The following is a 25,645-nucleotide window of genomic DNA, read 5'->3' as shown; positions in this document are numbered from 1 at the left end:
AACGATTAGGAGTCGGTATGCTTAACGTTCCGGAGCGGTGGGGACTGCCGTCCGTTACCTCCATACGATCCCCTCGTACGCACGGGGCCGTTGATGAGCTCGCCGACGAGAGTTGCGGCTGCGGTCCGAGTGCTTGTCGTGGAGGGGAACTCATACATGATTTCAGTACGGAGGCGGGCCCTCACCCGCCTGGCGGCCACAGCTGCGGCCACCGGCCTGCTCGCCGGCGGCGCGATCGCGACCGCCGGGACGGCCGTCGCCGACGAGAACGTGCGCAACGGCGGAGCGACCGCCACCCTTGGTGGCCTGGAGACCTACGACGGCGTCAAGGTGGGCCGACAGGTCGTCAAGGCCGGCCTGTTCACCATGGATGTCCACGGTGGCGGAACGGTCAAGACCTACTGCATCGACTTCATGACCGGCGCCAAGACGGGCTACGACTACAAGGAAGCCAACTGGGACGCGACCTCGCTGGCCGGTAACGCCGACGCGGGCAAGATCCACTGGGTTCTGCAGAACTCCTACCCCCGGGTCGACGACCTCAACGCCCTCAGCGAGACCGTGGGCCTGAAGAAGACGCTGACCAAGGAGCAGGCCGCGGCCGGCACCCAGGCAGCGATCTGGAAGTACAGCGACAACAAGGACGCCCAGCCGACCAACAAGAACGCCCAGCAGCTCACGCAGTGGCTGCTGGACAACGCCGTTCCGGTCGAGCAGGAGCCCGCCCCCAGCCTGGAGCTCGACACCCTGCAGGTGTCCGGCAAGCCCGGCGGCGAGCCCCTCGGACCGGTCACCGTGACGACCTCCGCGGAAACCGTCACCGTCACCCCCGACGCCTCCGCAGCCGCGCAGGGCGTCAGCCTCGTCGACGGCGAGGGCAACCTCGTCACCGACGGCACCCCGGTGACCAACGGCACGCAGCTCTTCTTCGACGTGCCCGAGGGCGCCGCCGACGGCAGCACCTCCTTCACCGCCACCGTCACCACCAAGGTGCTCGAAGGCCGTGCCTTCACCGGCATGGCGGCCGACCCCACCCAGACGATGATCCTGGCCGGATCCTCCGACGTCTCGGCCAAGGTCGAGGCCACCGCCACCTGGAAGTCCGAGGGCCCGAACCCCACGTTCGACGCCCGTGAGGACTGCGTGGACGGCGGTGTCGAGGTCGTCGTGAACAACTCGGGCGACCAGCCCTTCGACTTCACCCTGGACGGCAACGACTACAGCGTTCCCGCCGGTGGCGAGCAGAAGGTGCTCGTGAGCGTCGAGAACAAGCAGGAGTACCGGATCAGCATCGTCGGTGCCGACGGTGAGGAGCTCCACGAGCCCTTCACCGGTGTCCTGGACTGCGCGACCGGCGGCGACGAGGGCGAGACCGAGGGCGGCGAAGGCGGCAAGGAAATCGTCGAGGACAACGACCCGGCCCCCGCCACCACGGGCGGCCAGGGCGGCGGCGAGGAAGAGGAGCCGGCCGGAAGCGACGACCCGAACCTCGCCGAGACCGGCAGTAGCACCAGCCCCGGCCTGATCGCCGGCATCGCGGTGGCCCTGCTGGTCGCCGGTGGCGGCGCCATGTTCTTCCTGCGCAGGAAGAACGCCACTGCCGCTGAGTGACGAAAAGTCACCGGTGAGTGAACAATCGCTGGGCCTGAGGACATCCTGAGGCAAGCGACAGGGGCGGGACCCGGCCGGGTCCCGCCCCTCCGTTTTCTTCCCTGGCAACCCATGCGGCAGTATGGGTCTGATTACCACAGCCCGCTTATCGAATGCCGGACGGTTTCTCTTGGCTGAGTACATCTACTCCATGCACAAGGCGCGCAAGGCGCACGGCGACAAGGTCATTCTCGACGACGTCACCCTGGCCTTCCTCCCCGGTGCGAAGATCGGCGTCGTGGGCCCCAACGGCGCCGGAAAGTCCACGGTGCTCAAGATCATGGCCGGTCTGGAGCAGCCCTCCAACGGCGAGGCGTTCCTCGCCCCGGGCTACACCGTCGGCATTCTGCTCCAGGAGCCGCCCCTGGACGAGTCCAGGACCGTCCTGGAGAACGTCCAGCAGGGCGTCGCCGAGGTCAAGGGCCAGCTCGACCGGTTCAACGAGATCGCCGAACAGATGGCGACCGACTACACCGACGCGCTGATGGACGAGATGGGCAAGCTTCAGGAGAAGCTCGACCACGCCAACGCCTGGGACCTCGACGCCCAACTGGAGCAGGCCATGGACGCCCTGGGCTGCCCGCCCGGCGACTGGCCCGTGACCACCCTCTCCGGAGGCGAGCGGCGTCGCGTCGCACTCTGCAAACTCCTCCTCGAACAGCCCGACCTGCTGCTCCTCGACGAGCCCACCAACCACCTGGACGCCGAGTCCGTGCAGTGGCTGGAGCAGCACCTGGCGAAGTACCCCGGCACCGTCGTCGCCATCACGCACGACCGGTACTTCCTGGACAACGTCGCCCAGTGGATCATGGAGCTCGACCGGGGCCGCGCCCACGGCTACGAGGGCAACTACTCCAAGTACCTGGAGACCAAGCAGACCCGGCTCAAGGTCGAGGGCCAGAAGGACGTCAAGCGGGCGAAGCGGCTCAAGGAAGAGCTGGAGTGGGTCCGCTCCAACGCCAAGGGCCGGCAGGCCAAGTCCAAGGCCCGGCTCGCCCGGTACGAGGAGATGGCCGCCGAGGCGGAGAAGACCAGGAAGCTGGACTTCGAGGAGATCCAGATCCCGCCGGGCCCGCGGCTGGGCAACGTCGTCGTCGAGGTGGACAAGCTCGGCAAGGCGTTCGGCGAGAAGGTCCTCATGGACGGCCTGTCCTTCTCCCTGCCCCGCAACGGCATCGTCGGCGTGATCGGCCCCAACGGCGCGGGCAAGACCACCCTGTTCAAGATGCTGCAGGGCCTGGAGGAGCCGGACTCCGGCAGCATCAAGGTCGGCGAAACCGTCAAGGTCGCCTACGTCGACCAGAACCGCGCCAACATCGACCCCAAGAAGACGCTGTGGGCCGTCGTCTCCGACGAGCTCGACTACATCAACGTCGGACAGGTCGAAATGCCCTCCCGGGCCTACGTCAGCGCCTTCGGCTTCAAGGGCCCCGACCAGCAGAAGCCCGCGGGCGTGCTCTCCGGCGGAGAGCGCAACCGGCTGAACCTCGCCCTCACCCTCAAGCAGGGCGGCAACCTGCTGCTCCTCGACGAGCCGACGAACGACCTCGACGTGGAAACGCTGTCCTCCCTGGAGAACGCCCTGCTGGAGTTCCCCGGCTGCGCCGTGGTCGTCTCCCACGACCGCTGGTTCCTGGACCGCGTCGCGACCCACATCCTCGCCTACGAGGGCGAGTCGCAGTGGTTCTGGTTCGAGGGCAACTACGACTCCTACGAGAAGAACAAGATCGAGCGGCTCGGACCGGACGCTGCCCGGCCGCACCGCGCCACCTACAAGAAGCTGACCCGGGGCTGACCTTGCGACACGCATTCCAGTGCCCGCTGCGCTGGTCGGACATGGACTCCTTCGGGCACGTCAACAACGTCGTCTTCCTGCGGTACCTGGAAGAGGCCCGGATCGACTTCATGTTCCGGCTGGCCCGGCAGGCCGCCTCCGGCGCCTTCACCGGCGGCTCGGTGGTCGCACGGCACGAGATCGACTACCTCCGGCCGCTCGTCCACCGGCACGAGCCGGTCACGGTCGAGACCTGGGTGACAAAGCACGCCGCCGCCTCGGCGACCCTCTCCTACGAGGTCAAGGACGAGGCGGAGGTGTATGTTCGCGCCTCCACCGTCATCGTGCCCTTCGACCTGGAACAACAGCGTCCACGGCGTCTGACCGCCGAGGAGAAAACCTTCCTCGAGCACTACTACGACGACGCGGCCGGCGGTCCCGACCGGCGAAGCACCGCCGGATGACCCGGCTGACCTTCACCGACACGGCGGAAGCAGCGGGCCTCGCGGCCTTCCTGGAACGGCATCTGCGCTGGGACAAGAAGGCCGCGGTCCGGCTCCGGGCGAGCGGCGGCGTCCTCGCCGTCTTCGCCCGGCCGGCGCGCTTCGAAGTGCTGGCGGTCCTGACCGGCAGGCTGAGCGAACCGGAAGGAACGGAGCTCGACGCCACCGTCTCAGCCGGTGAGCTGCTCGAGGGCATCGACGAGCAGAACACCTCGGCGGCTGTCCCCGGGCCGGTCACCGGCCCGCCGTGGAGCGGGCTGCTGCCCCCGCGCGGCGGCTGGCAGCCCCGCGCCGAACTGCCCGGCGCGGACGTCCGCGCCGCCGCCGCCGCGGTGGTCGCCGAGTTCCGACGGCGCACGGAACAGCTCGCGGCCGAGGAGCGCACCCGCACGGCGCTCGACGCGCTGGCCGAGGAGATCTGGTCCCGCACGCTCGCGGACACCGGCCTCCCGCTGCGCGCGGTGCACGCCGCGCACGCCCTCGGCTTCCTGCGGTCCGACGCCCCGGTGACCGTCCTCTCCGCCGGATCCTGGCTGCGGCTCCGCACCCCGCGCGGCTCCATAGCCGTCCGACGGGGCGGCCCCGCCCCCCTCACCGTCACCCCCCTGTCCCCCTGACCCGGCTGCCCCCGTCACCCCCGCTCTTCGTAACCCTGTCGCGCACCGGGAACGGGTCCCGGGGTCCGGGGCGGCCCCCACCCCAGGGTGGTGCCCCTGGCGGACGGGGGCATGCTCGGAACTGCGCACAGCATCCGTCGACCGAGGGGGAGTTCTCCACCGGATGACACACCTCGCCCGGCAGTTCCTGGTCGCCGGAACACAACTTGCCACGGCCTCGCTCCTCACCGGCCTCGTGGGGCTGCTGCTCTTCATCCCCCTGACCGACCACACCACCGCGGTTTCCGCCTACGGCACCGCCCTGATGGCCATGTCCGTGCTGACCCTGCTGGCTTCCGGCGCCACCGTATGGGTCGTCCAGCGGCTGTCCGGCCGGCCCGGTAGCGCCCCCTCCCCAGGGACGGGGAAGCGGAGCGGTTCCCCTCCCGAGTCGGACGCAGCCGAAACAGCACTCGCGGACATTTGCGCGGTCGTCCTCGCCGGAATGGCAGCGCTGGTTCCGCTGCTCCTCGTCGTGGGCACCGCCATCGCCCTCACCGATGGGGGCGGACTGGGGACCGTGGCCTACTGGGCGCGGGTCCCCGGCATGCTCTTCGTCCCGATGAGCGCGGTCCTCTCCGGACTGCTCGTGCTCGAAGGGCGCCAGCGGGTCCAGCTCCGCATCGCCGGCGAGAACCTCCTGCTCGTCACCGTGGCTGCTGTGACTCTGTCGCGGTTCTCCCTGTCGCCCGAGGCCGTGCTGATAGCCGTCGGCCTCATCGGTGTCGCACTCGACGGGTTCACCTTCTTCCGGCTGTGGCTGCGGCTCGGTACCTCCCGCACGAGGCTGCGCACCGCGCTCCGGGCAGGCCGACGCCAGTTGTGCACCGCCCCCCGCGTCCACCTACGCCGCCTGCCGTCCCTCGCCGCCGGGACCATGGACGGCCTCGTGATGATGAGCTCCTTCCTGGTCATCGTCCTGGCCGCCAACCAGGTCAGCGCCGCCACTGCCGCGGTCACCGCGATGCTGGTGAACGTCGCCAGAACGCTGATCGTCCCCCTGAAGCAGTTCGGCATCGTCGGGGGCCGGCTGGCCCGCTCCGCGGAAGCGCCGGAGGGCACCGAGCAGCGGCTGCGCCTCTACACCACCTGCGTCACCCTCCTGCTGGCGCCGTTCGCTGTCGTGCTGCTGCTCTTCCCGTCCGTGGTGAGCGGCTTGGCGGGTGGGGCCTTCGCCCACCCTGACGCCGAGACGGTGATCCGGCTCCTGGGAGCACAGCTGCTGTTCGAAGGCATCACCGGTTTCGGTGCCTCGGCTCTCAAGATTCTGCTGTCGCCGGGAGCGTCGCTGCCCTACCTGGCGGCGGTGATGTACGGGCTGGTGGTCCCCCTGATCCTGGCGCTGGCCGTCACAGGACACCTCACACTCATCCTGCTCTGGACGGTCATGCTCGGCGGCCGCATCGCCTTCGCCGCAGCGGTCGTCCGGCTGTGGCTGCGCCGCCGGGAACCGGAGCGGGAAGCGTTGTCGCCCCCCGTCTAGCGTCGGCTCCCCCCACCTGGGCGCGCCCTTCACCGGGCCTGCCCCGGCGGTGACAGAGCTGAGGACCGGGCCGGGCGGCCACACCGGCCGCCGCTGTGGGCACCGAGGGGGCGCCCATCCCTAACCCAGCTGGCAAAGTCCGCAGTTGAGCGGGCACACTGGGTGCACTGGTGGGGTGGTGCCCCGGGCGGGCACCGGGGAGCTGTCTCGGGGGGACACGTGTCCAGCGGTCATGACGGGGCCGGTTCGCGGCTCAACAGCATTGCTGACGATGAGGTGCCCGGGGGGAACTACATTCCGCCGGGGGATGGCTTCGAGGTGCGGGAAGTCGACCTTTCGCCGATCCGGGATGACGCCCGGGATCTGCGGCTGGGCATGCTTCCGGTCATGGAGCAGGCGGGCAACAGCTACAGCGCGGCTGCGGATCTCAAGGCCGAGGACCTGCACAGCGGAACGGCGCTGCACGCCACGACGCGGCGGTTCCACCGGCAAACAATGAATCTGCAGTCGGACCTGCAACGTATTGAAGAACATCTGGGCATCACGATGAGCACGCACGCAGGCCTGGACGAGGCGTCCCGGGGCGCTCTGGCGCACATTGCCTCGACACGCTCGTCGTTGCTCGATGTGTTCGACGTCCCGCCGCCGGGCTCCGGAGAGGGCCGTGGCGGAGATGCTGGCGCCCCACGGCCTGCCGAGGAGCACCCGCACTTCAGGAACCTCCTCTGATGGCCCGTTATGAGAACGTGTATCAGGTCAGGCTGAGTCATCTCGCGGAGGCGCGGGATGAGTGGAAGACCGCCGCTGACGTGCTGCGGACGAAGGCGTCGGATGCCCGGCTGGGTATGCGAGCGAAGGCGGAGGCCGCTCGCTGGAGCGGAGAGAACGAAAACATCGCCCGCCCTTTCGTGATGGCCACCGCTGACCGCTTCGAAGACGGCTACCAGCAGGCCAGGAGCGTCCACAATATTCTCGATGACCTTCACACTGCCCTTTACGGTGCCCAGAAGAAGCTCAAGAGGCTCGAAGTCGAAGCGAGTGAGAAGCGCATGTACGTGGAACGCTCCGGGCGCGTCATCGCACGCGATCTTCCGCCGGGGTCCGAGGTGTGGGCCGAGGACCATCGGCAGGACTGGGGAGCCACGCAGGAGGAGGTGGACGCCATGGCTGCCAGCATCTCCGCGGTGCTTGTTGCCGTGGACGAGGCGGATGCGCAGGCTGCGGAAGCCCTGCTGCGGCTCGCCGGAGAGGACGAGGACTACTACACCGGAATTAGTTTCGCGGGCCTGGGCCAGGTGGGGGACCAGCTCAGTGCCGAGGCGGCGGACGAGGCCCTGGCCATGTACCGCAATGGTGATCTGGAGACCGATGAGGGCCTGCGGCACTTCGACTCACTGCTCGCTGAGTACGGGGATGATGAGACCTTTGCCGAGCGCTTCGCTACCGGTCTCGGGGCAGAGGGAACCCTGACCCTCTGGGCCGATCTCCTCGACCCGCACATGCATGGCGACATCAGTGAAGAGCGCGAAAAGAGGCTGAACGCTCTGCACAAGAATCTGGGAGTGACCCTTGGTCTTGCCACGCAGAGTGAGAGTGGGGCGATGGTGCGGTGGCAGGAGGAAATGATCGGGCTGGGAGCCCAGCGTATCGGTTCGGGAGGCAGTGCCAGTCCCTATGGCTTCCAGACGATGAGCAGCCTCATGACAACCGGCACGTATCATCCCGACTTCCTGCAGGGCTATGGGAACGCCCTCATTTCCTTCGAGCAAGACATGCAGCCGCCGGGGTCGGGTTGGCGTCCGACCTCCACCACCTACCAGGCGCTTCTGGGGGAGGCGTTCCACTGGGATCCGATGTCCGGTTACATGCAGGCGTTGAGCCGCACGCCCGATGCCGCCACTGACATTTTCATCGACGAGGACACCGCCCAGTACCTCCTCAAGGACCGGCCCTACGACAATCTTCCTCCCACGGGTGGAGAGGAAGGAGGGTGGGCCGCCCGCCACGCCATCGGCGATGCACTGCATGCCGCCTCTACCGGAATAGACCCGAACGACCCGGACGCGGCCTTCATCGATCACACCCCGAGGCACCGGCGTACTCTCATTCAATCCCTGGAGCTGTTTGCGGAGATGGGTGACGACCTTCCGTATGAGTATCGGGAGCCCATGGCACGGATTCTCGCCAACCATGGTACCGCCACACACGAAACCATGAGTGACGTCAGTGGCAACCCGCCTTTCGATGCGCGACACCTACAGGAAGTAGCGAAGCAACTCTTCAGAGATCAGGATGCTCACGCCATTCTGAACGTGGGCCTTAATCAGGCTATGGTGGCGAGCTTCCATGACGAATCCATCCGGCCTGAGGACTCACTTGACGCTGCCGGCCAGACCATCGGCTATCTCGAAAAAATTCGCTACCAGGCCATCGAGCTCGACAAGGAAGATCCCACTTGGGAGAAACACTGGAGATATCATGGTCCCGGCGCGCTTCTGAACGCACTCCCCGTCATCGGAGATGTTGCGCAGCGAGGCGCTGACATCGCTTCCTCAGCCTGGCTCGATGATGAACTCGCTCGCATCAAAGATGATACGGAGGAGAGGAATCGCGAGATCTACACCGAGAGAAAGGGTCAAATCAGTACCATTGGGGATGCTTGGTACGAAGTGCATAAAGACTGGGCGCAGGGAGAGACGGGTTACTCTGAGAAAGGAGCGCAGTATAGATTGCAACAAGCGGTTCAAGGAGGGAAGAGCGAGGCGGCTGGACGCGAGGGAGAGACGGGATGAGTGGAATGCGATCCGCATGGGCAGGTGTGGTACCCGTGGCACTCGTGGGAGTGATTTTGAGTGCTTGCACAGTAAATGAGGATACTGCGCCTGTATCAGGTTTGCAGGGTCTCCCGGAACAGATTTGCAGAATGCAGGTCCCAACCATTGATCTTGCTCCGCTACTTCCTCAAAGTGGCGAAGTGCGTGTTCATAACACCGACTCTCGCCACAGCTTCACCAGCTGTCGAGTATATGTGAACGACGCCCTGGTCTTTGACATGAACCTTTTTCTCGTTGATGAGTATGGCACCGAGGATGAAGGCCCTCTTTTTGGGCTCAAGAATATCCAAGAAGTGGCAGGTGAAGGGGTGGGGGTTGCGGATAACGGCGCTTACGCGGGTGTGGAGTGCGGAGTCCCGGGTGCCCTGGTCTTGGATTTGGAATTTATTGTTTATCATGAAGAAGTTGCGGATGTGGAGCAGCGACGCGAAGATATTGAGGCTTTTATGTATTCTCTTGCTTCTGCGGCTAAAGAGAGCGAAAAGTGTACCGGGTAGTTCTGTGACGCGTGCCGATCACGCCGGAGACAATTTCGCTGATGCGTGACGCCCGGCCACGGCCGCGCAGTGGCCTCGTCGCCGGCTCAGGTCGCAAGACCGCCTAACAGGCCGACGACTCTCGGCCACGTCGCTAAGGCGGGCGTCCGGCTGCGCAACGCGGTGCACCGCGTGCGCGCCCTCGGCAATCCGTGCCGTCACTGCTGATCCGTCAGGGGGCGCAAATGCGGCGCCGCTGGAGTTCCCTTATGTGCTCGGCGGCCCGGCGCGGGGCATCACTTTCGGTATCGACACGCTCGGCACCGATGACAACGCCCTGGAGGCGTTCCGGTTCGCCGACCGGGCGATGGCACTCCAGCGGCGCAACACCGACATCGCGGGGCGTCGGACCGGTCGGGAGGACGACCCGGCCTCCTACCGGGAGGCCTACGAGCAGGTGTGGGCGAGCGGCAAGGAAAAGGCCAGTCGGCGTCCGTTCCAGCTGGCCGACGACGGAGACCCCGGCCGCGGTGAGGGCGTCGGCGCCCGGAAGCGGGCCGTCGGCCTCGGGCAGCAAGTAGGTGCGGGGAATCCTCAGGTTGAGCAAGGTCTCACGCATGGTGGGGACAGTGCCGTGCGTGAGGTAGACCGCACTGCGGTGCAGGGCCGTACGACCGGCCAGCCGCATCGTGGACCACCAGTGAGGGCCGGCCCGGTCACGGACCTCTTCCCAGCCGCCCGTCACAAATTCCTGCTCGGAGTAGGCGGCGATCCCGCTGCTGCCCGATGAGGCGGGTGTGGGCGGGATGGGGTCGAGGTTGGCGTCCACCAGGACCAGTCGGGAGACCAGGTGCGGGTGCCGGGCGGCCAGGACGATTGGCCACCGAGCCTCCCATGCTGTGGGCGAACAGTTCGGCGCCGGTGACACTCGCGCAGGTCAGGGCTGCGGCGAGCGCGTCCGCATGTGTTTCGAGCGTGTAGTCGAAGCCCGTCGGACGGTCACTGATGCCGTGGCCGAGCATGTCGACCAGCAGCGAACGGCGGCCCGCGAGCAGGGGATGGACCGCGATCTCCGTGAAGTAGGCGGGCGAGGTGGCGCCCAGACCGTGCACGTAGATACGTGAGGGCTCCTGCCCCGGCAACTCGACCCAGCGGATCCGGTCCCCCTCGGGTGTCACTGAGGCACTGCGCACGGTCTGGCTCCCCTGCCATCGAGGTCGGTGGAGAGACGAGAGTAGCCACCGGCCTTCAGCGCAGCCCGGCCGGTCCACTGCTCCCGTCCACTGCGCCGGGCCCCTTAGCCGGGCCACCCGAGCCCGCGAGGCTCACCCTCGCCTGGCCCGGAGCGCCGAGCCCGTTCCTCGCCCCCGTCACGGACCGCCGTCCGTCCCGGGGCGTGACGTGATGAGCGGTGGCGCATTTCCACGTCGAATGGCACGGTTTTCACGTGGAAATGCACCCGATCACCGCCCGATGCACCGCCCGGGGGACGGACCGGGCGGGTGGAGAGAGGGACGGGCGGTTGGTGGGGGAGAGTTGGTGCGGGCGTTACCTGTCGGTCAACGGGGTGACCGCGCTGGGCTTCCGTGGCGGAGCCGATCCGGGGCATGGTGTGAAAGGTGAGCTCGCTCCGTACCGGCGGTGAGGAAGACACCCAAGAGGACGGACGCCGCCCTGGCGCCGGCGGCCTGACCGTGGGAGGGGACGATGGTGATCCGGCTCGTCTACGAGACTCACGCCATCACCACCGACAACGAGGTTGGAATCGCCACCGGTTTGCTGCCGGGCGTTCTGTCAGCGGCGGGCCGCCAACAGGCCAGGGAACTCGGCACCGTCGGCGTGACGACGACATCGCAGCGGTGTTCACCTCGGACCTGCACCGCGCCGTGGACACCGCGCGCATCGCTTTCGAGGGCACCACGATGCCGACCCACCAGGATCACCGTCTGCGTGAATGCGACTACGGTCACCTCAACGGCTGTCCGCAGGAAGTCCTTGCCGCGCTGCGGTCCCGCCACATGGACGTGCCTTTTCCCGGCGGTCAGAGCTACCGCGATGTCGTGCGGGCCACCGGAGACTTCCTCACCGACCTGACCCGACGGCAGCCGCGTTCTGCTGATCGCCCACTCCGCCAACCGATGGGCCCTGGACTGCCTGCTCACCGGCACCGAACTCGCGGAAGTCCTCGAAGGTCCCGTTCACTGGAAGCCCGGCTGGGAGTACACCGTCCCCTCCGGCGGGTCCGCCACCGGCGCACCCGCCGGGCCCTTCCGGGCACAGCACTGACTAGTCCGGGGCGTTGACCATGGACGCGGCCGCGTACACCAGGTACTTCCACAGCTCAGCCTCGTGCTCGGCGTCGAGCTCCAGGCTGTCCACAGCATCCCGCATGTGCCTGAGCCAGGCGTCGTGCGCTGCCTGGTTCACCGTGAACGGAGCGTGCCGCATCCGAAGGCGGGGGTGACCGCGTGCGTCGCTGTAGGTGCGGGGACCGCCCCAGTACTGCATGAGGAACAGGGCCAGGCGCTCCTCGGCGGGGCCCAGGTCCTCCTCCGGATACATCGGCCTGAGCAGCGGGTCCTCTGCCACGCCCTCATAGAAGCGCCGGACCAGCTTCCGGAAGGTCTCCTCACCGCCCACGCGCTCGTAGAAGGTGGTGCTCTGCAGGCTGCCGCGCGGAATCTCCATCACCCCTCCATCGTCGCAGATGCCGTCATCCGCCGGGGCAGGGCCGGCTCCCCTGCGGGGAGGGCGCATTTCCACGTGAAACAGGAGGGTTTTCACGTGGAATCGCGCCCGATTCAGCTGTGAGGTGCGGGCCCGGCGGCCGGGTACCGGCGGAGGACGCGGCGGAAGCCGGGGCAGTGGACGAGGTCTTGTAGCGGCGGACGTCGCGCTCGTGGTCGGCGCGAGTGCCGTGCCAGGCGTAGCCCTCGATCTCGATCAGGAGCCCTTCGGCCCTGAACCCGAAATCCGCGCGGATCCTGCGGCCCCCGGCGCAGGTGAGGCGGACCTGGCTCTCCGGGCGCAGCCCGGCTTCCTGCATCCGTACCCGCGCCACGGACTCGGCGGGGGATTCGGCCGCCGGGTCCGTCCGGGCGAGGACGCCCAGCGCGCGGGTGCGCGGACGGCCGGTGAGGCGGGTGTCCAGGGCGGAACGGAGGCCGGACAGGGTAATGAGCCGCTGGTGGAGCGCGCTGTCCGGGCTGGCCACCGCCTCGTCGACCTCTGCCGAGCGCAGGAGATCCACGAGAGTGCGGGGCAGCGAGGTCGCGTGAAGCGAGGTCGCGTGATGGCCGAGGGGCCGCACCACGTCGGTGGCGGGCAGAGTTGCCCGGTGCACGGTGAGGCCCGGGACGCTGGGCCTTCGCCGGACCGGAACAGTGATCTCCAGCCGGTGCCGGAGCACGGCGAGCCCGTGCAGCCCGGCGGCCGACCGGTGGCTGGCCACCGCCTCCGGGACGAGCTGCTGGACGGCGGTCATCCGCAGTGTGGGCGTCGGTGGGGCGCCCGGCGGGGAGTAGATGCCGGGCGCCAGCCGGTGCCACTGCTCACGGCGGAGCACGTCCTCTACGGTCCGTCGCGGAACCCCGGCGTGCACCGTGTCCGCGATCCGGAGCACTCCGCCGCTCCGGACGCTGAGCGCCCGCCACGCCCGGGCGAATCCGTTCCGGCCTGTCCGCAGGGAAGGCGGAGGGTAAGGCGGAGGGGGAGGAGGGACGTGGGCTTGGGCTCGGGGGTCAGGGGTTGGCTCGGGGGTCGGCATGGGACCAGGAGAAGTCCGGGGCGGGGGAGTCCACCAGCCCTGTGGAAAACCCCGCCCGGGCCGACGGGAACCCGGCTGCCCACAGGGAGCGGGCGGGCGGCTACGTGTCGTCCCAGCGGAAGAGCTTGGCGGCGACGGCGGTGACGACCGCGGCGAACAGGAGCAGTCCGCCCATGGTGGGCAGTGCGTCGCCCCAGCCTCCGCCCCGCGACAGCACGTCCATCATGGCCTCGTTGAGGTACTTCAGCGGCATGACGTTCGAGAGGTGGCCGAGCCAGGCGGGCATCATGTCGAGCGGGAAGAAGGAACCGGAGAGGAACGCCATCGGCAGGATGACGACCTGCAGTGCGCCGTTGGCCGCTTCCTCGGACTGCGTCAGGGCGCCGATCAGCAGGCCGACGGCCATGAAGGCCATCGTGCCGCAGGCCACCAGCGGGACGGCCAGCCACCACTGGTCGCTCAGCTGCAGTCCGTAGTACGGGAGCCGGGCCACGCCCAGGAAGATCGCGAGCTGGGCGAAGGCCAGCCCCAGGCTCACCCCGACGCGGGCCCCGATGACGGTTCCCGGGCTGATCGGGGCCAGCCACAGCCGGCGCAGGATGCGCTTCTTGCGCCAGCTGACCAGGGTGAACGCCGACATGAAGGACGCGCCCATGGCGACCGCCCAGCCCAGCAGGCCCGGGGTGTAGAACTGGATGGCCTGGACCGACTCGTCCTCCACCCGGTCCGTGTTCAGCAGGTAGGCCGGCGGCTGTCCGGTGGCGGCGACGTTGGCGCTCTGCACGAGGGAGTTGACCAGGCCCTGGACGTTTCCGGCCCGGGCCTGGTCGGCGGCGGAGAAGCGGAGCTGGATCACGCCGTCCTCCTCCCAGACCGCGGCGTCCGCGTCGCCCTGCCGTACGTCGTCCAGCGCCTGCTCCCGGTCGGCGGAGCGCTCCAGCCGCAGGGCCTCGCCCAGCGAGGCGAGTTCGTCCTCCGCCAGGTCGTCGAGGACGGCCACGTCGCCCACCTGCACGACATGTGCCCGGGGCGCGGTGTCGCCCCGGAACATCGCACCGAACAGCACCAGGAACATCAGCGGGAAGAGCAGCATGAAGAAGACTGCGGTCCGGTCCCGGAGCAGCCCGAGGACCATGACCCGGGACAGGCTCCGGAATGCTCTCACTGCCGGTACTCCCGTCCGGTGAGCTGGAGGAAGACGTCCTCCAGCGTGTTGACGCCGAGCTCGGTGATCAGCTCGCGCGGCGGGCCGACCCGCAGTATTCGCCCCTTGTCCATGATCGCGACCCGGTCGCACAGCACCTCGGCCTCGTCCATGTAGTGGGTGGTGAGCACGACGGTGCGGCCGGCCGCGTTGATCTCACGCAGCAGGTCCCAGAGGTTGCGGCGGGCCTGGGGGTCCAGGCCCGTGGTCGGCTCGTCGAGAAACAGCAGTTCCGGTTCGTGCACCAGCGCGCAGGCGATGGAGAGCCGTTGTGCCTGGCCGCCGGACAGCTGATTCTCACGGACGTCCGCCTTGTCGGTGAGCCCGACCGTCTCCAGCATCGTGTCGGCCCGTTCGGCGGGCACCCCGTACAGCGAGGCGAACGTGCGGATCTGCTCCCGGGCGGAGAGCTTCTCGAAGAACGCCGAGGACTGCAGCTGGACGCCGATCCGCTGGAGCAGCCGGGGGTTGCGCGGCCAGGAAGGCTCACCCAGCAGCATGGAGGTTCCCTCGTCGGGTTCCCGCAGGCCCTCGATGATCTCCAGAGTTGTGGTCTTCCCCGCTCCGTTGGGCCCCAGGATGCCGTAGAACTCGCCGCTCCTGACCTCGAGTGTCACCCCGTCCACGGCCTGGACTTTTCCGTAGCGCTTGCGCAGTCCTTCAACGGTGATCGCGGGGATACTCATGCGGAAATCGTAGGCGTTGGGAGAGGCGGGCCGGTACCGGATTGCCCAGGTTGGGCGGGTGTTGCTGCGCGGTGGCCGGTCAGCTCCGGCGCTGGGTCAGCCCCGGCGCAGGGTCAGCGTCGTCCAGGCTCCGACGTGGATGCGGTCGCCCTCTTTCAGCGGGACCGGCACGAAGGGCTGGATCGGCTCCTCGGCACCATTGACCGTGGTGCCGTTGGTCGAGTCCTGGTCGACCACCGCCCAACTGCCGTCCGGCTGCTGCACCAGGAGCGCGTGCTGGTGCGAGACGCCCGGGTCCTCCGGCGGACGCGACAGATCCACGTCGGGTGACTCCCCGGTGGACTGCCGGCGCCGGCCGATGGTGATCTGCCGTCCGCTGAGCGGGATCTGCTGCTCGGGGGAGTAAGCGGGCAGGTGCAGCTGGCCGGCCTCCGGACCGGAGCGGCGCATCATCGCGGTGAAGTACTCCCGGTCCGGGCCGACGCTCAGCAGCCAGCCGGAGGGCCGCCCGGACGCCGGGGCCGCCGGTGGAGGGACGGGTGCGGAGGCCGGTGGGGGCGGCGCGGAGGGCGGGGGCAGCAGCCAGTCACCGCTGGGCGGGGACTGCGGGGCGCCGGCCTGCTGGAAAGCGCCCTGCTGTGCGTACTGCTGCTGGCCGTAGTGCTGTTGCTCGTACTGCTGCGGTTCGTACCCCTGCTGCTGCCCGTACTGCTGCTGCGGGTCGTGGTGCTGCCGGTCGTGGTGCGGCACCTGCCCGTAGTGCCGCTCCCCGGCCGGAGCTCCGGCCGGGGAGGCGGCCGGAGCCGCAGGGGGGAAGTAGGTGGTGGGGGAGTGGGTCAGGAAGTTGTACCGGCACTCCTCGCAGAACGGCGCCTGCGCCTCCCGCGGTGTGCGGCACTGCGGGCACAGTTCGGCGTGGGCAGGAGGCGGGCCGCTGTTCGGGAATCCGGCGGGCGTGGGTGGGGGCGGGGGTGCCATGCCGCCGGTTGCGGGCATGCGGTGACCGCACACCTCGCACCAGTCCCCGGCCGTCGCATGATGGCCGTTCGGACAACTCGGCATCGTTGCCTCCCCCTTGTTACTTCTTCACCCGGACCGTCTTGGTGGACCGCGTCTCGAGGGTCATCTCGTCGGCGTCGGCGACGCGCGCCTTCAATCGAACAGTACCGTTCGCCGCGTCCGCCACGTCCACCACCTTTTCGAGCAGCTGCGCGGTGTCCCGGTTTCCGGAGCGGTGGGCGAGCTGCACCGCCCGGCCCAGTTTGGCGGTCGCCCCGTCCATGTCCCCGAGCTTGCGCAGGTCAAGTCCCTGCTGGATGGCGTCGGCCAGTTCGGCCTGACCGGTGTAGTGGGCGACCTGCGGGCTCATGCGGGTGGAGGCTGCGGCGTCCGCGGTCCACACCGCACGGATCAGGCCCTGTGACAGGCGTCTCGCGGTGCCGTCCGGCTCCCGGGCGACCAGGGAGGCCCGTCCCGCCAGCATCTCCTGCCCGACGCCGGCGGCCGGCACCCGCACGCACACGTGGTAGTCCCGTGACTCCTCGCCCCAGGAGCCGGTCGGGTAGTCGCCGGTCCGCACCCCGCTGTCCTCTCGGCGGGCCGTCAGGTCCTCCATGGTGGGTGCGACCTGCTTGACGTACTGGATCTCGGCGCCCTGCGGAGTCCACAGCCGGAGGGCGACGTCCGCGATGCCCTTGGCCATGGCGGACTCCATCATGGCGGTGAAGTCGCCGGTCAGGGCCCCGGGGTCGGCGACGATGTCGGCGGACCCCAGCAGTGCCGAGGCGATCGAGGTGACCTCCTTGACCTCCCAGTCCGTGCCCACGCCCCGGGCGTCGCAGGTGAAGCGGCCGGCGCAGGCGTCCAGCGCCTGCCGCAGCTCCTCCGGCGGCTCGTGCTCGTTGCGCCCGTCGGTCAGCAGGATGCCGTGCCGGATGGCGGCGGGAGTGGAGGAGAACAGCCGGTCGGCGAGGGTGAGCCAGGTGCCGATCGCGGTCCCGCCCGAGGGGTGCAGCCCGCTCAGCGACGCCTGGGCCTCGGCCCGGGTCGTGGCATCGGCGACCGCCAGCCGGCAACCTCCCGGGTACACCTCCGTCGCCCGGTGGGTGCCGGCCACCACGGCGAAGGCGACCCCGTCCCGCAGCGTGTCGATCGCGGCCCCCGTGGCCAGCCGTGCGCCGTCCATCTTCGCCGGGGGGTAGTCCATCGAGCCCGAGCAGTCGACCATGATGACCACCGCCGCGGCCGGCCCGGAGACCGGGAGGCCGGAAGCGGAACCGGGATCCGGGGCCGTGCCGGTGCCCGCTGCCGGCCCGGCCGTGGCCGGGAAGGCGGCTGCGGCGGCCGGGCCGCCGGTGGCGGTGACCGTCACGATGGCGTTGACCTCCCGGCCGCCCTCGGGAAGGTACTCGTTCTGGTGCACGTCCACGGAGAACCGCGGCACGGTCGGTCCTGCGGGATGGGCCATCTGCGGAACCCTCCAGGGGCTGCTACTCGGGGCGGGGAACGGTCTGCGTCGGGGTCGGGGTGGGCGGGGGCCCGGCGGCCGCCCGGGCTCCCGGACCGCCGCCCCGGGCATCCCGCCCGTCGGCCGCCGGGAACGGCACCACCGTCACCGTCACGTTGTCGTGCCCCCCGGAGTCGAGGGCGTACCTGACCAGCTGCTGGGCGCACCGCAACGGTGCCGTGCGGGCATCGGCCGGCACCAGCGCGGCCATCTGCTCCGCGGCCTCCGCGTAGTTCCACAGCCCGTCCGTGCACACCAGGACCACGCCGGGGCGGTCCGGCTGGTACGAGGCGGTGTGCGGTTCCAGGTCCGGGTTGTCCGCCCCGAGCCAGCTGGTGATGGCGTGCGCACGGCGGTCCGCCATCGCCTCCGCCTCGGTCAGCAACCCGGCGGCCACCATCTGGTGGGCCCAGGAGTCGTCCTCGGTGAGCCGCGCCGGTGCCGCCGTGCGGTCCTCCGGGATCCAGTAGGCACGGCTGTCCCCGACCCAGCCGACGGTGAGCGTGCCTCCGGCGGTGACGGAGGCGGCGAAGGTCGACGCCGGGGCGTTCTTGCCGGGCACCTGCTCCTCGCCGGCCAGGGCGTTGACCGCCCGGGAGGCGTCCAGCACGGCGTCGTGCATCGCCTGCGGGCCCGGAACACCGCGCGCCAGTGCGGCCAGCAGCGATTCCCCGGCGGCTTCGGCGGCGGCGGCCGAGGCGTCGTGCGGCCGGTGGGACGAGGAGACCCCGTCGCACACCACCGCGATCACCGCGGGCGTCCCGTCGGGCAGCGCGGTCGCGGAGAGCGTGAAGGCGTCCTCGTTGCGGTGATGCCGCAGGCCCAGGTTGCTGACGCCGGCCACGCCCTCCAGGCTGCGCTCCACATGGTCACGGTCACCGGGCTGGGCGCGCCCGCAGCTCCCGCAGTAGCCGTCGGTGCCGACCGGGCCGTCGGCGCACACCGCGCAGGGCAGCGGATGGGCGCCCGCTGACGGCAGTGCGGTGTCCCGGAGCCTGGGGTCGGCCGGCCGGACGGGGTCCGGGCCGGCGGTGCCGTGCTCGGCGGCGGCCCCGTGGCGCGGGTCGGGTGAGGCGGGGCGTCCGGACGGCTGCGGGGGGTGGTCAGCCCGCGCGGACTGCGCCTGCGGCTGCTGCGGCGGCTGCACCACGGACGCTGCCGCCGGGGGCGCCTGCGGCTGGTCCTGCGGCGGGTGCGGGTGCGGGTGCGGGTACGCGGTCGGGCCGGGCCCCGCCGAGGGCTGCACCGGCGGGGGCTGTACTGGCTGCACCGGCGACGCCTGCCGCCGGGCAGGCGGGGCCTGCTGCGGTGGCGGGAGGGTGAAGTCCGGCTCCGTCGGGGTGCGGACGGGCCGCGGCGGGTGCGGGGGGACCTCGCCCTGCCCGGCCGGCAGCTCCGCGCCGCAGACCCCGCAGTAGCGGTCGCCCTTCTCCAGCGGCTCCCCGCAGCCGGGACATGTGGACAGTTGGTCGAGCTGCGGCATCGTCACACCCACGTTCTTGGGCGGAGGCGGTTCGCCGCCTCCACCAGATCGATCCGTTCCTTGCTGCTCGGCGCCAGCCTGGCCAGCACCCGGTACGAGTGTTCCAGCCCGAGCCTCATCCCGGTCTCATCCAGCGGTCTGCCCAGCAGCAGGTGGCTTTCCGGAGGCCCCGGAGGCCGCCCCGCCCCGCCGGCCAGCAGCCAGTCCAGCGCGGCACCCAGCACCTCACAGGACAGTTGTTCCCCCCGTACCGGTTCCAGGCCGCGCTCCCGGAGATCGGTGACCTGCAGCGCCGCGGCCCGCAGGTCCGGCAGCAGCTCGTCCGTCGCCGCCCGCCCGCGCAACCGGGCGCGCACGCCGGCCACCCGCGCCGCGGTCCAGTACGCGGAGGTCTCCGGCACGGACTCCAGGGCCCGCACGGCTCCCTTCCGGTCGCCGGCCGCCAGCCGCACCCGGGCCAGGCCGAACCCGGCGCTGACATGGCTGGGATCGGTTGCCCACACCAGCTCGTAGTAGTCCGCGGCATTGTCCAGCTGGCCCAGCACCTCCGCACAGAGCGCCAGCGCCAGCTTCGGGGCCACCTCACCCGGGAAGGCGTCGTACACCGCGTCGAAGGCCGTCGCGGCGGTCTCCAGGTCGTCGTCCAGCAGCGCGGCCAGTCCGCGGTACCAGACCACCCGCCAGTCGTCGGCGTGGTGCTCCTCCAGCGCGGCCAGCGCCCGGTGTGCGGTCTCCCGCGCGTACTCGCCCGGGGTCTCCATCCATGCCCGCAGTTCGTGCAGCCGGCGTTCGACGGAGTCGACGGGGGCGGCCCGCAGCGCCGCCAGCAGCTCGGCCGGTGTGGAGGTGAGGAGCCCGGCCAGGAAACCGGCGTTCGGGTCGGCCGGGTCGACCCGCGGCACCGGCAGTGCGGGGACGGCCTCCCGGACCTGTACCGGGGCCGTCACCGGTGCGGAGGGCCCGCCGGGCACCGCCGGCAGTGGTGCGGGGCCGGTACGGCGTGCGCGGCGGCCCCGTCCGGCCCGCACGCCGAGCAGCGACACCTCGCCGTCCCCGCGCGGCAGCAGCTCGGTATCGACCACCCGCGGCTCCGGCCCGAACAGCGAGGACACCGCGGGCCGCGCCTGACCGGTCCGCACCGCGACCACCTCCCGCAGCACCCCGGTCAGCTGCTCGGCCATCTCCTCGGCCGAGGCGAACCGGCGCAGCGGGTCCGGATCGGTGGCCCGGACCAGGAACCGGTAGAAGGACTCGTACCGCTGGAACACCTCGATGTCGGCGGGCTCCGGCAGGGTGTCCGCGTAGCGGTTGGCGTAACCGGGGAAGTCGAAGGTGAGCACCGCCAGGGTGCGGGCCACGGTATAGAGGTCGGAGGCCACCGAGGCGCCGCACTCCGCGATCTCGGGTGCCTGATAGCCGGCCGTGCCGTAGAGGGCGCTCCGTTCGTCGTCCATCCGGCGCACCGCGCCCAGGTCGATCAGCTTCAGCTGGTCACCCTGCTGGATGGCGTTGTCCACTTTGAAGTCGCAGTACAGCAGGTTGCGGCTGTGCAGGTGGCCGAGCGCGTCCAGCGCCTCGATCCCGTACGCACACGCCTGGTCGACGGGCAGTGGATCCCGCTGCCCGTCCGGTGTCCGCCGGGCGTTGGCTATCTCCTTGAGGGACTTGCCGCCCACGTACTCCATGACGATGTACCCGTCCAGGCTGCCGGTGCGCTGGTCCAGGTGCTCGACGAAGTTGTAGATCCGCACGATCGTGGAGTGCTCGATCTCCGCCAGGAAGCGGCGCTCGGAGATCGCCGCCAGCATGGCGTCCTCGTCACCGGTGTCCAGCAGGCCCTTGAGCACCACCCACCGGTCGGAGACCGCCCGGTCGATGGCCAGATAGATCCAGCCGAGACCGCCGTGCGCCAGACATCCCGCGATCTCGTACTGCCCCTTCACCACGTCCCCGGCGCGCAGCTTCGGTACGAAGGAATAGGGGTGCCCGCACGTGGTGCAGAACCCCTCGGTGCGCCCGGGCCGGCCGCCGCGGGAACGTCCCACCGCCACCCCGCAGTCGGCGTTCCCGCAGAACCGCTTGCGTTCCGGTACCTCCGGGTTGTCCAGCACCGCCGTCCGCGGGTCCGGACGTGGTACCTCCGGCACCGTGATCAGCCCGGCGCCCAGCCTGCTGCGCCCGGAGGAGGCCGTGCCGGCGCGTGAGCTGCGGACCGACACCGACCGTGAGGACAGCGGTCCGGCGACCGAACGGGACAGCCGGCCGGAGACCGACCGGCGGGAGGCCTGCGACCGGGAGGTGACGCGGCTGGACGCCGAGGAACGTTCGGAGGGGGCGGCCCCGGAGGCTGCCGCGCTGCCCGGTCCCCGGGGGCCCGGGACACCGCCGGCACCGGGCGCGCTCCCCGCGCTGCCGGAACCGCCCGCACCGCCGCCCGTACCCGCTGCGCTGCCGGTCCGCCCGCCGGCCATGCTCGCGGCCGACACCACCGGGGCCAGCCCGCAGGTGTCGCAGTACCGCAGGCCGCCTCCCATGTCCTCGTAGTGGCCCGGGCACCCGGGCCGCTGACAGCGCGCCGCCTCGTCCGCGCCCCTGCCCGGCTCCGCCTGCTGCGGGGCGCCCGGAGCGCCGGAGGGCTCACTCACGATGCGTTCCTCCCTCCGGGTGCCGGTCCACCGGCCCCGACTGCCGCGGAAGCACCACGTCCGACGCCGCCTCCTGGTACCGCCGCACCGCCTGCTCCGCGACCCGCAGGTCACAGGGGGCGGACCACAGCATCCGCCGGGCGACGTCGTAGCGCTCGGTCAGCATCGGGTCGCCGGCCCGGCCGAGCCGGGCCGCCTTCGCCTTGTACGCGTCCAGCCGGCCGCGCAGCTCGGCCCGCACCGCCAGCGGTGCGGTGACGGCCGACAGCGACTCACGGGCCCGCTCCAGCTCCTCCTGCGCACGCTGCTCCAGGGAGTCCAGCAGCGGCGACAGCCGGTGCCACTGGGAGCTGCGGCGGTAGTGCGCCGCGGTGGTCAGCTCCTCCTGCAGCGCGGTGGGCGGGCCGCTGACCGCGGGGACCTCGGACGCGGCGATCTTCGCCAGCACCTCGCCGCGCGCGGTCCGCGCCTCCGCCAGCGTGCGGTCCGCGCGGGACAGCACGTCCCGCAGCCCGATCAGGCGCTCCTCGGCGTCCTTGCGGACCCCGATCACCGCGTCCACCTCGCGCCGGATGTCGTCCAGCGCGCGGGCCGCCGTGTCGTAGCGCCCGGTGTCGGGGCGCCCGCCGCCCGGCGCGCTGCTGCCCCCGTTCCGGTGCCAGAACGCCAGTGGGTCGCTGATCACCTCCCGGCGCAGCGCGGTGAGCTCCGCGGTCACCTGCTCCAGATCGTCGCCGGCCGGATGTTCACCGGGGCGGACGCCCACCGAGTGCGCCAGCTCGCTCAGCCGGCGCAGCTCCGCCGACAGCATGTCGATCCGCGCGGGGAGCGCCGACCAGACCGCGTCGGCGGCCACCACCACGTCGAGGACCTCGGCGTAGCCGTCGTTCATCCGCTCCACCAGCTCCGGCCAGCCGACGTGCTCGGCCAGCCGGTCGCCGCCGGAGAGCACCATGCTCTTCTCCGTCAGCAGCCGGGACAGCACCTCCAGGTCCTCGCGCGCGGGGGTGCGGCGCCGGCCGCGGACCTCGCGGGCCGTACCCAGAGCCTGGGTGCAGATGTCGAAGTCGGCCCACAGCCGTGTCACCGTCCGCTCGGCCCGCACCCACCGCTCCCGGGTGGTGCCGCTCAGCTCGGCCCCTTCCAGCAGCCGGCGGCCCGCGTGATCCTGGAGCGCCAGCAGCGAGGACTCGATCGCCTCGTGCTCCGCACCGATCCGCGCGAGCAGCCGGTCCGCCTCCTCCCGGCTCAACACCTGGTGTCTCCCTGTGGCTTCGCCATCGTGATCAGTCCCTGTAGAGCGGGTCGGGGGGCGCCGGAGCGGACCCGTTCGCGTGGTCCATGTGGGCGGCCAGCCAGCTGCCGTACGCCTGCTGCCAGCCACTGTCGGCGCCGCCGCCGCGGAAGTCCTCCAGCGCCCGGTTGACCCGGCGCACCAGGTCGGTGTCGTCGAGGTGCATCGCGACCCCGTAGGGCTCCAGCGTGAGCGGGTCCCCGATCAGGTGCATCCCCGGGTCCTGTGCCGCGTGGCCTGCCGCCAGCGCGCTGTCCGTGATGAGCGCGTCGGCCTGGCCCAGCTGTATCAGCACCAGGCAGTCCAGGTGGTTGCCCACGTGGAGGAGCTCCGCCCCGAGTGCCCGTCCTTCCGCTTCGAGCAGGTCCTCGGCGGCGGAACCTTCCGCGCTGCAGACCCGGGCGCCGTCCAGGGAGCCGTCGAAGCCGGTGATGTCGGAGTGCCGGGGCGCGAGCACCTGCTGCCCGGCCTCGAAGTAGGCGGTGGAGAAGGCGACTTCCTGCCAGCGGTCACAGGTGATGGACATGGTGCGTACCACCATGTCGACCTCCCGGTCCTGGATCAGCCGCACCCGCTCGGAGGTGGGCACGGCCCGGAGCACGATCCGTGGGTCCGGCCCGAGCAGCTCGGTGGCGATGGCCCGGGTCAGATCGATGTCGAAGCCGACGATCTTCCCGGTGTCCGGGGTGCGGTAGCCCCACAGGTAGCTGTTCTGGTCGACCCCGACGACCAGCTCACCGCGCTCCTGGATCCGGCGGACCGCCACTCCGGTGTCCGGGGACGGCGCCAGGCTTTCCGCCGGATCCCGTCCGTCGGCGCACACCTCCCGCTCGGCGAGGTGCCTGACCCGGTCCCCGGGCCGGTGGTCACTGACCGTGGTGGCGGGGTCCGCCCCGCCCCGCACGGCGGGGCGGGCTTCCCCGTCCTGCGGGAGCGCACCGGCGAGCATGACGGCCGCCAACGTGGTCCCGGCCGCCGCGAGGGCCCACGCGAGCCGGTTGCGTCCCCGGGGGCGGGACCTGCCGTGTTCCGCTGTCCGCGTCGTCCGCATGGTCGGCACGCCCGTCTCCTCCGTGACCGCCCGGCTTTCCGCCCGGCTTTCCGTCCGGTGCCGGGCGCCCCCCGGCCGTTCCGTCTCCCGGCCCGCGCCGGCGTTCCGTCTCACCGGTACTCCGACAGGCGGCGGCCGATCCCCAGGACCGCGGCGGCCGAGCCGAGCAGCGCCAGCAGCAGCGCCCCCACCGTCAGCCCGGTCAGCGCCGTCCGGCCACGCTCCGCGGCCTCTTCGAACTGCCGCTGCTCGTGGTCCACGGCCTCGGCCAGGCTGTCGTTGACGAGGTCGAACGCCTCGCCGGTGGACTCCCCGGCCGGGGAGCCGTCCTCGGAGGCGGCCACGTCGCCGGTCACCAGGCTCACCGCGGTCTCGTAGTCGCCGGCGCGTTCCCGCTCCATGGCCACCGCGTGCCGGTCACGCCAGGTTTCGGCACCGCGTACCGCTTCCCGTACCGCCTCGCGGCCCGCCTCGTCGTCGGCGAGCGCGAGGGCCTCGGCGAGCACACCACCCGGTGCGCCGGGCGGCCCGGCGATGCCGGTCATGTGTTCCTGGTAGCTCTCCGCGAAGGCGGTGCCGGCTCCCCGGGCGACCAGCGTCATGTTCTCGTCACCGCGGGCCTGCAGGGCGCCGGCCCAGGCTTCGTTGAGCGCCTGTACCGACCGGGCCCCGGTCCGGTCGGCCCGGTCCAGCGCGGAGCTCGCGACGCCGTGCGCCCCGGCCAGCCACAGCAGCAGCACGGCAGTCGCCGCGGTGGCCGCCAGCAGGCCCGGGTTGAACACCCGGTGGGTGCGCAGGAAGTGGCGCCGCTGTGCCCATCCCAGAGCTACCAGGGCCAGCGCTCCGGTGAGCAGCGCGAACCATGGCCAGGCGCGGGCTTCCCGGTGGTCGGCCGTGTACCGGGCGGTCTCCGACCGGTGGAGCCGGTCGGCGGCGGGCAGCATGGTGTCCTGCATCATCCGGTCGGCATGGCGCAGGTACGCGCCGCCCAGGGGCAGCCCCTGCCGGTCGTTGGCGCGGGCGGTCTCGGCCAGCCCTGTATAGAGGGGAAGGTGCGTGTTGAGCGCGGCGATCTCCGGCTGCGACTCCGCGGAGCCCGAACCGTGGGCGGCTGCGGCCGTGATCAGCCGGGCGGCTTGGGCGATGTCCTCCTCGTAGCGCTCCCGCACCCCGGGAGGCTCGGCGCTTCCGGCGAGGAATCCGGCGGCGGCCGTGGTGTTCGCGTCGACGAGCGAGCGGTGGATGCTCGCGGCGTCGGAACTCAGCGGCTGGCTGCTGTCGATGACGGTCCCGGCCGCCGCGGTCCGGTCGGCCACCTGCCAGGCCGTGGCCCCTCCGAAGAGGAGCATCAGACCGGCCAGCAGCGCGCCGATGATCCGCAGCCGCCCCGGTTCGGTGCGGGAGCCCGCCCGTAGCCGTGCCAGCGTCTGCGACCAGGCGGGCTGCCGTGGCGGCGCGGTCCCCGTACCCGGCTGCGGCACGAGCGGCGGGGCGGCGGGAGGAACGGGAAGGTGGCCGGACGTTGCCCTGTCTGCCGTCTCGACTGCGAATGGTGCGGTCGGCAGCTGTGTCACGATCCCGGGCCCTCCCCCTGACGTCCGGCCCCGGCGCCACGTGACTGTGACGCTGCGGCC

Annotated in this window: 21 protein-coding genes and 1 pseudogene; 10 read left to right on the top strand and 12 right to left on the bottom strand. The window is 70.9% G+C overall.

Annotated features, from left to right (window positions below; all coding sequences use genetic code 11):
- Positions 1–156 precede the first annotated feature (156 nt).
- The 8 genes from PJ985_RS04175 (at position 157) to PJ985_RS04140 (ending at position 9,397) form a co-directional block, all read left to right on the top strand.
- Complete coding sequence (locus PJ985_RS04175; protein WP_271682152.1) at positions 157–1,611, top strand: thioester domain-containing protein; 1,455 nt, start codon at positions 157–159, stop codon at positions 1,609–1,611.
- Between the two features lie 169 nt (positions 1,612–1,780).
- Positions 1,781–3,445 (top strand): energy-dependent translational throttle protein EttA, encoded by a 1,665-nt coding sequence (gene ettA, locus PJ985_RS04170; protein ID WP_271682151.1) that lies wholly within the window; start codon positions 1,781–1,783, stop codon positions 3,443–3,445.
- Between the two features lie 41 nt (positions 3,446–3,486).
- Positions 3,487–3,888 carry an acyl-CoA thioesterase gene (locus PJ985_RS04165; RefSeq protein ID WP_271682515.1) on the top strand — a complete coding sequence of 134 codons (402 nt, stop codon included), beginning with the start codon at positions 3,487–3,489 and terminating at the stop codon, positions 3,886–3,888.
- Positions 3,885–4,544 (top strand): hypothetical protein, encoded by a 660-nt coding sequence (locus PJ985_RS04160; protein WP_271682150.1) that lies wholly within the window; start codon positions 3,885–3,887, stop codon positions 4,542–4,544. The genes PJ985_RS04165 and PJ985_RS04160 overlap by 4 nt, the downstream gene beginning before the upstream one ends.
- A 163-nt stretch (positions 4,545–4,707) precedes the next feature.
- The gene (locus PJ985_RS04155; protein WP_271682149.1) at positions 4,708–6,066 is read left to right on the top strand and encodes a hypothetical protein; all 1,359 of its coding nucleotides are present in this window, start codon (positions 4,708–4,710) and stop codon (positions 6,064–6,066) included.
- 219 nt (positions 6,067–6,285) lie between these two features.
- Positions 6,286–6,795: a hypothetical protein gene (locus PJ985_RS04150; protein WP_271682148.1), complete on the top strand. Its 510-nt coding sequence runs from the start codon at positions 6,286–6,288 to the stop codon at positions 6,793–6,795.
- Positions 6,795–8,858 (top strand): hypothetical protein, encoded by a 2,064-nt coding sequence (locus tag PJ985_RS04145; protein ID WP_271682147.1) that lies wholly within the window; start codon positions 6,795–6,797, stop codon positions 8,856–8,858. The genes PJ985_RS04150 and PJ985_RS04145 overlap by 1 nt, the downstream gene beginning before the upstream one ends.
- A 35-nt stretch (positions 8,859–8,893) precedes the next feature.
- Complete coding sequence (locus tag PJ985_RS04140) at positions 8,894–9,397, top strand: hypothetical protein (protein ID WP_271682146.1); 504 nt, start codon at positions 8,894–8,896, stop codon at positions 9,395–9,397.
- A gap of 487 nt (positions 9,398–9,884) precedes the next feature.
- On the opposite strand, the pseudogene PJ985_RS04135 reads toward PJ985_RS04140, so the two are convergent.
- Positions 9,885–10,569, bottom strand: a pseudogene (locus PJ985_RS04135) (alpha/beta fold hydrolase); the annotation flags it as partial.
- Between the two features lie 426 nt (positions 10,570–10,995).
- Here PJ985_RS04135 and PJ985_RS23315 point away from each other — a divergent pair.
- Positions 10,996–11,679 carry a histidine phosphatase family protein gene (locus PJ985_RS23315; RefSeq protein ID WP_333909826.1) on the top strand — a complete coding sequence of 228 codons (684 nt, stop codon included), beginning with the start codon at positions 10,996–10,998 and terminating at the stop codon, positions 11,677–11,679.
- Here the strand turns inward: PJ985_RS23315 and PJ985_RS04125 are convergent.
- The 8 genes from PJ985_RS04125 to PJ985_RS04090 all read right to left on the bottom strand — a co-directional run bounded on the left by PJ985_RS04125 (position 11,663) and on the right by PJ985_RS04090 (position 21,168).
- Positions 11,663–12,067, bottom strand: coding sequence for a globin (locus PJ985_RS04125; protein WP_271682145.1), 405 nt, complete (start codon positions 12,065–12,067; stop codon positions 11,663–11,665). The two genes, PJ985_RS23315 and PJ985_RS04125, sit on opposite strands and share 17 nt — an antisense overlap.
- A 22-nt stretch (positions 12,068–12,089) precedes the next feature.
- Positions 12,090–12,941 (bottom strand): hypothetical protein, encoded by an 852-nt coding sequence (locus tag PJ985_RS04120; RefSeq protein WP_271682144.1) that lies wholly within the window; start codon positions 12,939–12,941, stop codon positions 12,090–12,092.
- Between the two features lie 301 nt (positions 12,942–13,242).
- Positions 13,243–14,307, bottom strand: coding sequence for an ABC transporter permease (locus PJ985_RS04115; RefSeq protein ID WP_271682143.1), 1,065 nt, complete (start codon positions 14,305–14,307; stop codon positions 13,243–13,245).
- On the bottom strand, positions 14,304–15,032 hold the full coding sequence (locus PJ985_RS04110) for an ABC transporter ATP-binding protein (protein WP_271682142.1): 729 nt from the start codon (positions 15,030–15,032) through the stop codon (positions 14,304–14,306). The genes PJ985_RS04115 and PJ985_RS04110 overlap by 4 nt, the downstream gene beginning before the upstream one ends.
- A 96-nt stretch (positions 15,033–15,128) precedes the next feature.
- Positions 15,129–16,094 (bottom strand): FHA domain-containing protein, encoded by a 966-nt coding sequence (locus tag PJ985_RS04105; protein WP_271682141.1) that lies wholly within the window; start codon positions 16,092–16,094, stop codon positions 15,129–15,131.
- A 16-nt stretch (positions 16,095–16,110) separates the two neighbouring features.
- Positions 16,111–17,499, bottom strand: a complete 1,389-nt coding sequence (locus PJ985_RS04100) for a vWA domain-containing protein (RefSeq protein ID WP_271682140.1) — start codon at positions 17,497–17,499, stop codon at positions 16,111–16,113.
- A 22-nt stretch (positions 17,500–17,521) separates the two neighbouring features.
- The gene (locus PJ985_RS04095; RefSeq protein WP_271682513.1) at positions 17,522–19,021 is read right to left on the bottom strand and encodes a protein phosphatase 2C domain-containing protein; all 1,500 of its coding nucleotides are present in this window, start codon (positions 19,019–19,021) and stop codon (positions 17,522–17,524) included.
- A gap of 2 nt (positions 19,022–19,023) precedes the next feature.
- Entirely contained in the window at positions 19,024–21,168 is a 2,145-nt protein-coding gene (locus tag PJ985_RS04090) for a tetratricopeptide repeat protein (RefSeq protein WP_443033400.1), read from the bottom strand.
- Between the two features lies 1 nt (position 21,169).
- On the opposite strand from PJ985_RS04090, the gene PJ985_RS23435 reads away from it, so the two are divergent.
- Positions 21,170–21,565 (top strand): hypothetical protein, encoded by a 396-nt coding sequence (locus tag PJ985_RS23435; RefSeq protein WP_443033399.1) that lies wholly within the window; start codon positions 21,170–21,172, stop codon positions 21,563–21,565.
- Between the two features lie 93 nt (positions 21,566–21,658).
- Here the strand turns inward: PJ985_RS23435 and PJ985_RS04085 are convergent, their stop codons facing one another.
- The 3 genes from PJ985_RS04085 to PJ985_RS04075 form a co-directional block, all read right to left on the bottom strand.
- Positions 21,659–22,918: a hypothetical protein gene (locus PJ985_RS04085; RefSeq protein ID WP_271682511.1), complete on the bottom strand. Its 1,260-nt coding sequence runs from the start codon at positions 22,916–22,918 to the stop codon at positions 21,659–21,661.
- A 34-nt stretch (positions 22,919–22,952) separates the two neighbouring features.
- Entirely contained in the window at positions 22,953–24,011 is a 1,059-nt protein-coding gene (locus tag PJ985_RS04080; protein WP_333909834.1) for a glutamate ABC transporter substrate-binding protein, read from the bottom strand.
- Positions 24,012–24,121: 110 nt separating this feature from the next.
- Positions 24,122–25,585 (bottom strand): hypothetical protein, encoded by a 1,464-nt coding sequence (locus PJ985_RS04075; protein ID WP_271682138.1) that lies wholly within the window; start codon positions 25,583–25,585, stop codon positions 24,122–24,124.
- Positions 25,586–25,645: the final 60 nt, after the last annotated feature.

This window comes from Streptomyces sp. ACA25 (assembly GCF_028200735.1).
Classification (GTDB): domain Bacteria; phylum Actinomycetota; class Actinomycetes; order Streptomycetales; family Streptomycetaceae; genus Streptomyces.
The sequence above is the reverse complement of the archived record's forward strand: the minus strand, read 5'-3'. Positions and strand labels throughout refer to the sequence as shown.

Excerpts from the sequence above, each read along its gene's own strand:
- PJ985_RS04175 (WP_271682152.1), top strand. The coding sequence starts at position 157 with ATGATTTCAGTACGGAGGCGGGCCCTCACCCGCCTGGCGGCCACAGCT.
- PJ985_RS04165 (WP_271682515.1), top strand. The coding sequence starts at position 3,487 with ATGGACTCCTTCGGGCACGTCAACAACGTCGTCTTCCTGCGGTACCTG.
- PJ985_RS04160 (WP_271682150.1), top strand. The coding sequence starts at position 3,885 with ATGACCCGGCTGACCTTCACCGACACGGCGGAAGCAGCGGGCCTCGCG.
- PJ985_RS04155 (WP_271682149.1), top strand. The coding sequence starts at position 4,708 with ATGACACACCTCGCCCGGCAGTTCCTGGTCGCCGGAACACAACTTGCC.
- PJ985_RS04145 (WP_271682147.1), top strand. The coding sequence starts at position 6,795 with ATGGCCCGTTATGAGAACGTGTATCAGGTCAGGCTGAGTCATCTCGCG.
- PJ985_RS04110 (WP_271682142.1), bottom strand. The coding sequence starts at position 15,032 with ATGAGTATCCCCGCGATCACCGTTGAAGGACTGCGCAAGCGCTACGGA.
- PJ985_RS04105 (WP_271682141.1), bottom strand. The coding sequence starts at position 16,094 with ATGCCGAGTTGTCCGAACGGCCATCATGCGACGGCCGGGGACTGGTGC.
- PJ985_RS04100 (WP_271682140.1), bottom strand. The coding sequence starts at position 17,499 with ATGGCCCATCCCGCAGGACCGACCGTGCCGCGGTTCTCCGTGGACGTG.
- PJ985_RS04095 (WP_271682513.1), bottom strand. The coding sequence starts at position 19,021 with ATGCCGCAGCTCGACCAACTGTCCACATGTCCCGGCTGCGGGGAGCCG.
- PJ985_RS04080 (WP_333909834.1), bottom strand. The coding sequence starts at position 24,011 with ATGCGGACGACGCGGACAGCGGAACACGGCAGGTCCCGCCCCCGGGGA.